Raw genomic sequence first — 8,277 nt, forward strand, 5'->3', positions numbered from 1 at the left:
AAGTCATTTATCGTTTTGATTTGTCTGACATTGGCTATTGGATTTCTATCGACGCCCTCTCAGGCCGAAGAAAGCCTTTTAATGATGGCGACCACGACCAGCACCGACAATACGGGACTGCTGGACTACCTCGCCCCGAAATTCAAGGCCGATACCGGCATCGAACTGAAGTGGACGGCCACGGGCACCGGCAAGGCCCTCAAACTGGGGGAAAACTGCGATGTCGACGTCCTTCTCGTCCATGCGCCTGCGGCCGAGAAAAAGTTTGTGGCCGACGGATTCGGGAGCGATCGCAAGGAGATCATGTACAACGATTTCGTCGTCATCGGTCCGGCGGAAGACCCGGCCGGGATAAAGGGCCAATCCATCAAGGAGGCTTTCGGCCGGATTCAGGCGAAGCAGGCCGTCTTTGCCAGCCGGGGCGACAATTCCGGAACGCACAAAAAGGAGCTGGCCCTGTGGAAAGCCGCGGAAATGCAGGTTCCGGAAAAAGAAAAATGGTATGTCCAGACCGGCCAGGGGATGCTTTCCACCATCAATATCGCCGCGGAGCAGAAGGGATATACCATGACGGACCGGGGAACCTACATCAAATACGAAGACACCCTGAAAGGGAATCCGCCCCTCAAGATTCTGGTGGAGGGGGATGCCGTGCTGCTGAACCAGTACAGCGTCATCGCCGTCGACAAAAAGCACTGTCCCCAGGTCAAATACGACACGGCCAAGCGATTTATCGACTGGATCGCAGGTCCGGCGGCACAGCACCTGATCAAGGAATTCAAACTGCTCGGGAAGCCGCTGTTTACGCCGAATGCAGAAATGTAGCGAAAGCTCTCGGCAAAATGCCATGACCGCAGCGGCTGCATGTACGGCGGGATCTCCCGACAGGGCTTCCCGCTGCAGCCGGGCGGTTTTTTCAATTCCGAATTGCACATGAATTTTCTATTAGAAGGCTTTTTTCAGGCGTTCCGTCTACTCCTGAACGGAAACGCGGAAACCTATTCCGCGATATGGGCCACGGTGAGGGTCTCGACCTATTCCATGCTGGTCAGCCTCTGGGTGGGCGTGCCCCTCGGCTTCTGTCTCGGTTATTTCGAGTTCCAGTGGAAAAAGTCCGTCCGGACCGTCGTCGACACCCTGATGTCCCTTCCCACGGTCTTCATCGGCCTGCTCGTCTATGCCTTCCTGACCCATCGCGGCCCTATGGGGAATCTATCCCTCCTGTTCACCCTGCCGGGCATCGCCGTGGGTCAGACCATCCTGGCCTTGCCCGTCGTCATCGGTCTCACCGCGACGGCCGTCGAAAGCATGGATCGGAAACTTCGCATCGCCGTCATGTCCATGGGCGCCAACCGACGTCAGCTCTTCTGCAGCAGCTTGTGGGAGGCCCGGCACGGCATCCTGGCCGCCATGATCGCGGCATATGGACGGGTGATGACGGAGGTGGGGATCTCGATGATGGTCGGCGGCAACATCAAGTGGCATACCCGCACCATCACCACCGCCATCGCCCTCGAAACCAACAAAGGCCAGTTCGGCATGGGCGTGGCCCTCGGCCTGGTGCTTCTGACCATCGCCCTGGGTTTTAACGTGTCGCTCTCTTTTCTGCGCCGAAGGACCTGACCGTTGGCAGCTCCCATCTTCGACATCACCGCCCTGCGACACGCATATGCCGGCAAGACGGTTCTGGAAATCCCGCAACTCTCCATTCAGCCGGGTGCCGTGGTCGGCCTCATCGGTCCCAACGGCAGCGGCAAAAGCACCCTGCTGAAGCTTCTGGGACTCATCCAAAAACCGACAGAGGGGGAGATCCGTTTTTGCGGTCGGGTTGTTGAACCCTTTTCACCTGAAGCCCGGTTTTCGATTACCCTTGTCCCCCAGGAGCCGTTTCTGATGCGGCGGAGCGTATTCGACAATGTCGCCTACGGTCTCAGATTGCGGGGTGACGCCAAAAACCTGGCCGAGCGGGTCCACGAGGCGCTTTCCCTCGTGGGGCTCCGCGGGGAGGACTTTGTCCGAAGGCCCTGGTACGCCCTTTCCGGCGGCGAGACGCAGCGGGTGGCCCTGGCCGCACGGCTGGCCCTCAGGCCCAGGGTGCTTCTGCTGGATGAGCCCACGGCCAGCGTCGATTCCGCCAGCGCCCAGCGGATCAAGGAGGCGTCGGTTCAGGCCTGCCGGGAGCTGGGCACCACCCTCGTCGCCGCCAGTCACGATTGGCAGTGGCTCCTGGAGATCTGCGACCACATGGTGCACCTGTTCAAAGGCAGAATTTCCGGTTCGGGGCGTGAGACCCTCCTCTTCGGACCCTGGCAATCGCTGGGGAGCGGCAAATGGGGTAAAATCCTGCCGGACGACCGGCGGGTGCCGGTGCCCGAACCGCCGTCCCCCGAAGCCGTGGCCGTCATCGAAGCGATGCCGTTGGATGAAGCGGACCCGGGCCCCGGGGATGCGGACATCGCCCTTGCAGGCATTGTTTCACGACTCAGTCTGGAGAAAAAAACAGGCGAGGTGGTCGCTACCGTTCTTGTCGGGGATCTCCCCTTCACGGTGAGGATAACACCCGGCAGGTACGACACCGGAGCGATATTTCCCGGGAACACCCTTCACATCCAATACCGCATCGACCAGATCCGATGGCTCTGACACGCCGCCCCGGCCCGGGTGAACGACACACGATTTTTCTCGCGCAAAGAAGACTATAGGCTGAAGACTGAAGGCTGAAGGGGTATAAATGCCCCGTTCGTCACGGAGGAACCCCATTGGAGGCGAAGGCTGAAGACCGAAAGGGCATAAATGCTCCGTCTGGCACAAAGGCACCCCTTCAGCCTTCAGTCTTCAGCCTTCAGCCTCTTTTTCCCGGCCTACTTCAGGCTGCGCCTTTTTTCCTCCATCATGAGTTCGAGCAGCTTCAGTTTTTCCATGGCTTCCTGTAATTCCTGGTTTTCTGCAACCATCTTCGTATTCGCCTTTTTCAATCTGTTGTTGTTCCGCGTCAGCTGCTCCACCTGGTGGGCCAGGCGCATCCGATTCCTGTCGGCGTCATCCATAGCCGCCACGAGGCCCTTCAGATACAGCATTTCAGCATCATTCCAGGCCTCCGGATCGAGGGTGAGACATTTTTCAAACATCATCAGGGAACGGCGATAGTTCGGGGCTGGATTTTTGTAGTGCGCATGGAGAACGGCGAGCTGACGGTAGGCGTCGGCATTCTTCGGATTTTGAGGGTCATGGGCTATCGACTTCTCGAGGCGCACCACCGCTTTGGTGATGTCTTCCTTTCCCTGGACATCAAAACAGCTTGAACGACAGACGAACGTCTTCATGCATGCAGTCGTCATCAATGCCATGGAAAGGCATGCGAGCAGCCGAAACAGATTGCGTCCACGAAAATTTCCGGAACAGATCATGAATTTACTTCCTCTTTTCTCGATACAGGGTGTGAAACGGTCGGACAACGGTGTTGTATCGGGGCGTTGGGCCTGAATTCGCCAAGGGGAATCCCCCTTCCCTTCAGTCTTCAGTCTTCAGCCTTCAGCCTTCAGCCTACTTGACCACCTTGAGGGCCGTATTCTCGGCGCCGCGGTCCTCCGAATGTTTTTCTCTTCGGTCCGTCACAAAAACACTTCCTGGGAGCGACTTGGCATAAGCTTTCAATTCCGAGGCGATCTCACCGATTTCAATGTGCGTGATCCGCTGTTCCTGATGATGCGTTACGACCGCTATCGAAATGGTCATTATGGGAAACGTCATCCGGCGGCCCTGTCGGTTTTTCGAGACGATGCATCCGCGTTCCCTATCGGATTCGTTGTAGAAATTGACGATGGTTTCATCGAACCGCTTTATGATCGCTCTGCAGATCGTCTCGTAACGATTCGTATGGGTAATGACGGCAAAATCGTCCCCGCCGATATGACCGACGAAGTCGTCCGTTGATCCCTGCTCGGCGACCGCGGATTTAATGATTTCGGCCGTCGCCCGTATGACGTCGTTTCCCTTGGCATAACCATATCGGTCGTTGTAGGATTTGAAATTATCCAGATCCAGCATGCAGAAGGCCGTATGATGACTCGATTCAAGGCGTTGGGCCAGGATGTTTTCAATGGCCAGTCCGCCGGGCATCCGTGTCAGCGGACTTGAATCGAGGGATATTCTTTCGAGCAGTGATAAGCGTGACGCCATCACGCGCAAAGATGCGGCAAGATCCGCCAGTTCATCCTTCGTATTGACCTGCAGACGACAATCATAATTGCCTTGGGAGATGATCTCGGTGGCGCGCTTCAGCTCGGCAATGGCTCTGGATATGCTTCGGGTAATACCGGATACCGAAGCCAACCCGATAATGATCATCAACGTGGACAGCAGCGCCGTAAATCGAAAAGATCGGATGCCGATGCTGTTGGCTTTCTCCATCTTCAGGTATTGGCTCCGCTTGCCGACCCGGTGCATATACTGGAGAAGCGCCGTCATCCGGTCAAATGTATCGCTGACCGCTTTGTCGAATTCCCCCGCGTCCAATCCGGCGGGCGTATTGGCAAGATCGTCGGATGTCGTAAACAGCGCGTTGAAATCGCGATGTAAAGACAACAGCTTATCGATGTTGATCTCTTCCTGGTGGGGAAGCGCCCGCACCTTGTCGACAAGTTCGTTGAACTCCCGGTCGCGCTGCCGAAAAAGATCGAGCATTTCCGGGTTGTCCAGAATCCGGTAGCGGCGACCGTAGGATTCCTGGGCCAGGACGGCTTCCCCCATTTTTTCGACCGCCTGTATGAGAACCGTATCCTCGTTGAGGATGCTCCTGTTGATGGTATTCAATTCATCGAGGCTTCGATAGGAAAAAATCGTGATGACGAAAATGAGCAGGATGATCGGCAGATATCCGAGGATCATCTTATGTTCGATGCGAAGTCTCATGCATACCCCCCGGGGGATTTCAGAACATCGTTTTTTGGATTTTCCCGAACCAGGCGTTGGACTGGAGGCGATGGGGGGCCCCCACGCGAAACGGAGCGCTGATGCGCCTTCAGACGCTTTCCGGTCGGCACGCGATCGTCAAACCTTGAAATCTTAATTGCTTATAATTAAACTTATAGATCTGAGCCTCTCCTTATATCAGAGAATGGGCGGCAGATACAGGAAAAAATCAGATCGCATATCCAAGCACCGGAACAGCGTCGGCACGAATGCATCGTCAGGGAACGGCGGGGCCCACAAAAAGCCTGCGGCCGTCGGTCGTAAGCGTCAGGGCGCCCGCCGTGTCGGTGCGCAGGATCCTGGCGCCCATGTCGCGGTACCGGGTCAGAACCTCGGGGTGGGGGCACCCGAATCGGTTGCCCCGGCCTGCGGAAATCAGGACATATTGCGGCCGGACCCAGGCCAGGAAATCCGGGGAGCTCGAGGTCCGGGACCCGTGGTGGGGCGCCACCAGGACCCGATGTTGAAGCCGGCTCCCCCATGCCGCCGTCACGACCTTCTCCGCCGGCCGCTCGATGTCTCCGGGGAAAAGGATGCCGATGTCGCCCAGGCGGATGCCGATCACCATGGACCGGTTGTTGGATTTCCGACGCCAGTCCCGGCGACTCATGCGGCTCGGGTCCGTCCTTGCGACATCGTGGGGCGGATAAAAAATCTCGAGAGCGACGCCGTTGATGTCGGTTTTGCGCGCCAGGCTCTCGAAGGCAGGCGTCGGAACACATTTTTGACGGGCTGCCGCCATAAGCGCCCTGACATTGTCGGCCTCGGCGTAACCTTCCATGCCGGTGGTCCAGAGGGATTTCACCCGAAACTGTTCGACGATGGGGATCAGGCCATTGAGGTGGTCGCTGTCCGGGTGGCTCAACACCACTGCGTCCAGGGTCAGGATCCGGCGGCGCCGAAGCAGGGGCGCCACCACCCGCGACCCGACGTCGAAGACGCGCGGGTCGTAGTAGCCGCCGCCGTCGATGAGCATGCGATATCCCCTGGGAAATTCCACCAGGGCGGCGCTCCCCTGCCCCACATCAATAACGGTGACCCGAAGGTCGTCCCGGAAAAAGCGGTCGTGGGTCCAGTAGAGCCCGTCCGCGAGGACGGCAACGGCAACCGCCCCCCATAACCAGCGCATCCGGCGTCGCCGCCCTGCGGTCTTCCCGCCCTGTCTGGCCGACACTTCCGCCAGCAGGAGACCGCCGACGACATAGTATAGTCCGACCTCGAAAGCGGTCGGCACGATGGTGACAAAGGCGCCGAAGGGCAGCTCCGAAAAGAGGGGCAGCATCATCAGGGCCAGGTCCAGAAGCCGGCCGCAGATGTCGAACCCGATCCCGGCGAGATCGGGCGCCACCGGAAAAACGAACACCGCCAGGAGGCCCAAGGGCAGCACCAGGCCCCCCACCCAGGGAATGAAGAAAAGATTGGCGATGATGCCGATGAAGGAGATCCGGTTGAAATGGATCATGCAAAGGGGAAGGGTGCCGAGAGTCGCCAGGAGGGAGACCGCCGTGAGACCCCCGGCTTTTTCCCCCAGGGATCTGAGCCGTCCCCTATCGGCCGGGGGGCGGCGGGCGAACGCGGACATGCCCGCGACAATGGCGATGACCGCCGCGAAGGAGAGCTGAAACGAGATGGCGAAAAGCGCCGGCGGAAAGGCGGCGAGTATGACGAGTACGGCCAGGGCGATGCCGTTGCCGACGTCCGATTCCCGCCCGAACCAGAGGGAGAGGCAGACCGCCGCGGCCATGCAGACCGCACGCTGGGTGGCGGGGGACCATTGGGCCAGGTGGGCGTAGACGAAGACGGGAAAAAGTGCGGCCAGGGCCGCGGCCTTGCGAAGCCATCCTCGCCAAAGCAGCGGCGGGACAAAGGCCAGAAGCCATCGAAACCCGGCATAGGCAAAGGCCGTGACGATACCGACATGGAGCCCTGAAATGGCCAGCAGATGACCGATTCCCGCCCGGTTGAAGCGGTTGCGAAGGTCCGGATCGATCTGCCCCTTTTCACCGATCAGGAGGGCCGCCATGACGGCGCCGGCGTCGGCGGACCGGCTTTGGCGGATCCGTGCATGGATCCGCTCCCGAAGCCCCGCAGGCGGACGGGATGCCGCCGCCCGGTCAACGGACGGAAGGCTGCCGGTCAGGACCCTGAGGCTTCCCTTTCGGATGTAGGCGGTGCAGTGAATTTCCCGGAAGGCCATGAACCGTGCATAATCGAACCCGCCGGGGTTTTTCAGGCTCCGGATCCGTCGAACCCGGCCTGAAAATCGGATCTCGTCCCCCTGCCGGAGAGGCGGGATTCCCTCCCGGGCGGCAGTGACGCGAAGGTTTCCCGTGACCGGTCCGACATCCGGTCCCAGGCTGACGGAGGCCATGACAAAGGAGACGCGGCGCTCGTCGGTTTCGGGCGGCGTCAGGATCCGGCCGTGAATGCGCGGATAATACCGCTCCGCATAATGCACGAGATGGTCCGCCGTGAACCGGGGGGCGGACCAGGGTTGGATCGAGAGATAGCCCAGCAGAAAAAAGAGAATGAGGGGCGAAAACAGGGCGGGAGACCGGCGGAGGACATCCCGGACGAGCCGGAACAGGCAGACCCCCGCGGCGATCCATGCCGGCAGGGCCGGACCGGGCAGAAAATCCCCCAGAAAGATGCCGGCCGCCAGGGCGGCGGCAAGGAGCCGGGCCGGCCTGGCCAGGGGGTTCCCGCTCACCCGGACGGCAGGGGCTTACACCCGCCAAACAGCCGCCCCGAGGGCGGCCATCTTCTTTTCGATGGCATCGTAGCCGCGGTCCAGATGGTAGACGCGGTTGATCTCCGTCTTGCCGCGGGCCACCAGACCGGCAAGGATCAGGGAAGCGCTGGCCCGGAGGTCGGTTGCCATCACCGGTGCTCCCGACAGGCGCGGCACGCCCTTGACCATGGCCGCGTTGCCCGACACCGTGATGTCCGCCCCCAGCCGCCGCAGTTCGCTGACATGGATGTAGCGGTTCTCGAAGATGGTTTCCGTGATGAGACTGAGCCCTCTGGCCACCGACATGAGCACCATGAACTGGGCCTGCATGTCCGTCGGAAACCCGGGATAGGGCAAGGTCTTGATGTCGACGCTGGCAATCTCGTCGCCACCCCGGACCCGGACGGTGTCCTTTTCCACCGTCACCTCGGCGCCGGTGAGCCGGAGTTTGTCGATGACGGCCTGGAGGTGATCCGGCTCGCACCGGCGGAGGGTCACGTCCCCCCGGGTCAGGGCCGCCGCCGCCATGAAGGTCCCGGCCTCGATGCGATCGGGGATGATGGTGACCTCGGCGG

Annotated in this window: 6 protein-coding genes and 1 pseudogene; 3 read left to right on the forward strand and 4 right to left on the reverse strand. The window is 60.1% G+C overall.

Features of this window, described 5'->3' with window-relative positions; genetic code table 11:
- The 3 genes from AB7S84_RS14435 to AB7S84_RS14445 form a co-directional block, all read left to right on the forward strand.
- Nucleotides 1–825: substrate-binding domain-containing protein (locus AB7S84_RS14435; protein ID WP_428155286.1), on the forward strand; the 825-nt coding region annotated here is incomplete at its 5' end.
- A gap of 108 nt (nucleotides 826–933) precedes the next feature.
- Entirely contained in the window at nucleotides 934–1,623 is a 690-nt protein-coding gene (locus AB7S84_RS14440) for an ABC transporter permease (protein WP_040414058.1), read from the forward strand.
- A 3-nt stretch (nucleotides 1,624–1,626) separates the two neighbouring features.
- Nucleotides 1,627–2,643 carry an energy-coupling factor ABC transporter ATP-binding protein gene (locus AB7S84_RS14445; protein WP_428155288.1) on the forward strand — a complete coding sequence of 339 codons (1,017 nt, stop codon included), beginning with the start codon at nucleotides 1,627–1,629 and terminating at the stop codon, nucleotides 2,641–2,643.
- Between the two features lie 218 nt (nucleotides 2,644–2,861).
- Here AB7S84_RS14445 and AB7S84_RS14450 read toward each other — a convergent pair whose 3' ends face one another.
- From AB7S84_RS14450 to AB7S84_RS14465, 4 genes and pseudogenes are all read right to left on the reverse strand, one after another.
- A complete protein-coding gene (locus AB7S84_RS14450) occupies nucleotides 2,862–3,407 on the reverse strand; it encodes a hypothetical protein (RefSeq protein ID WP_020875311.1) in 546 nt (181 codons plus the stop codon).
- Between the two features lie 136 nt (nucleotides 3,408–3,543).
- On the reverse strand, nucleotides 3,544–4,911 hold the full coding sequence (locus AB7S84_RS14455; RefSeq protein WP_020875312.1) for a diguanylate cyclase domain-containing protein: 1,368 nt from the start codon (nucleotides 4,909–4,911) through the stop codon (nucleotides 3,544–3,546).
- 277 nt (nucleotides 4,912–5,188) lie between these two features.
- Nucleotides 5,189–7,681, reverse strand: a complete 2,493-nt coding sequence (locus AB7S84_RS14460; RefSeq protein ID WP_428155291.1) for a DNA internalization-related competence protein ComEC/Rec2 — start codon at nucleotides 7,679–7,681, stop codon at nucleotides 5,189–5,191.
- Between the two features lie 15 nt (nucleotides 7,682–7,696).
- Nucleotides 7,697–8,277 (reverse strand): annotated as a pseudogene (locus tag AB7S84_RS14465) (UDP-N-acetylglucosamine 1-carboxyvinyltransferase); the annotation flags it as partial.

Source organism: Desulfococcus sp., from assembly GCF_050178255.1.
Lineage (GTDB): Bacteria > Desulfobacterota > Desulfobacteria > Desulfobacterales > Desulfococcaceae > Desulfococcus > Desulfococcus multivorans.

Excerpts from the sequence above, each read along its gene's own strand:
- AB7S84_RS14455 (WP_020875312.1), bottom strand. The coding sequence starts at position 4,911 with ATGAGACTTCGCATCGAACATAAGATGATCCTCGGATATCTGCCGATC.
- AB7S84_RS14440 (WP_040414058.1), top strand. The coding sequence starts at position 934 with ATGAATTTTCTATTAGAAGGCTTTTTTCAGGCGTTCCGTCTACTCCTG.
- AB7S84_RS14450 (WP_020875311.1), bottom strand. The coding sequence starts at position 3,407 with ATGATCTGTTCCGGAAATTTTCGTGGACGCAATCTGTTTCGGCTGCTC.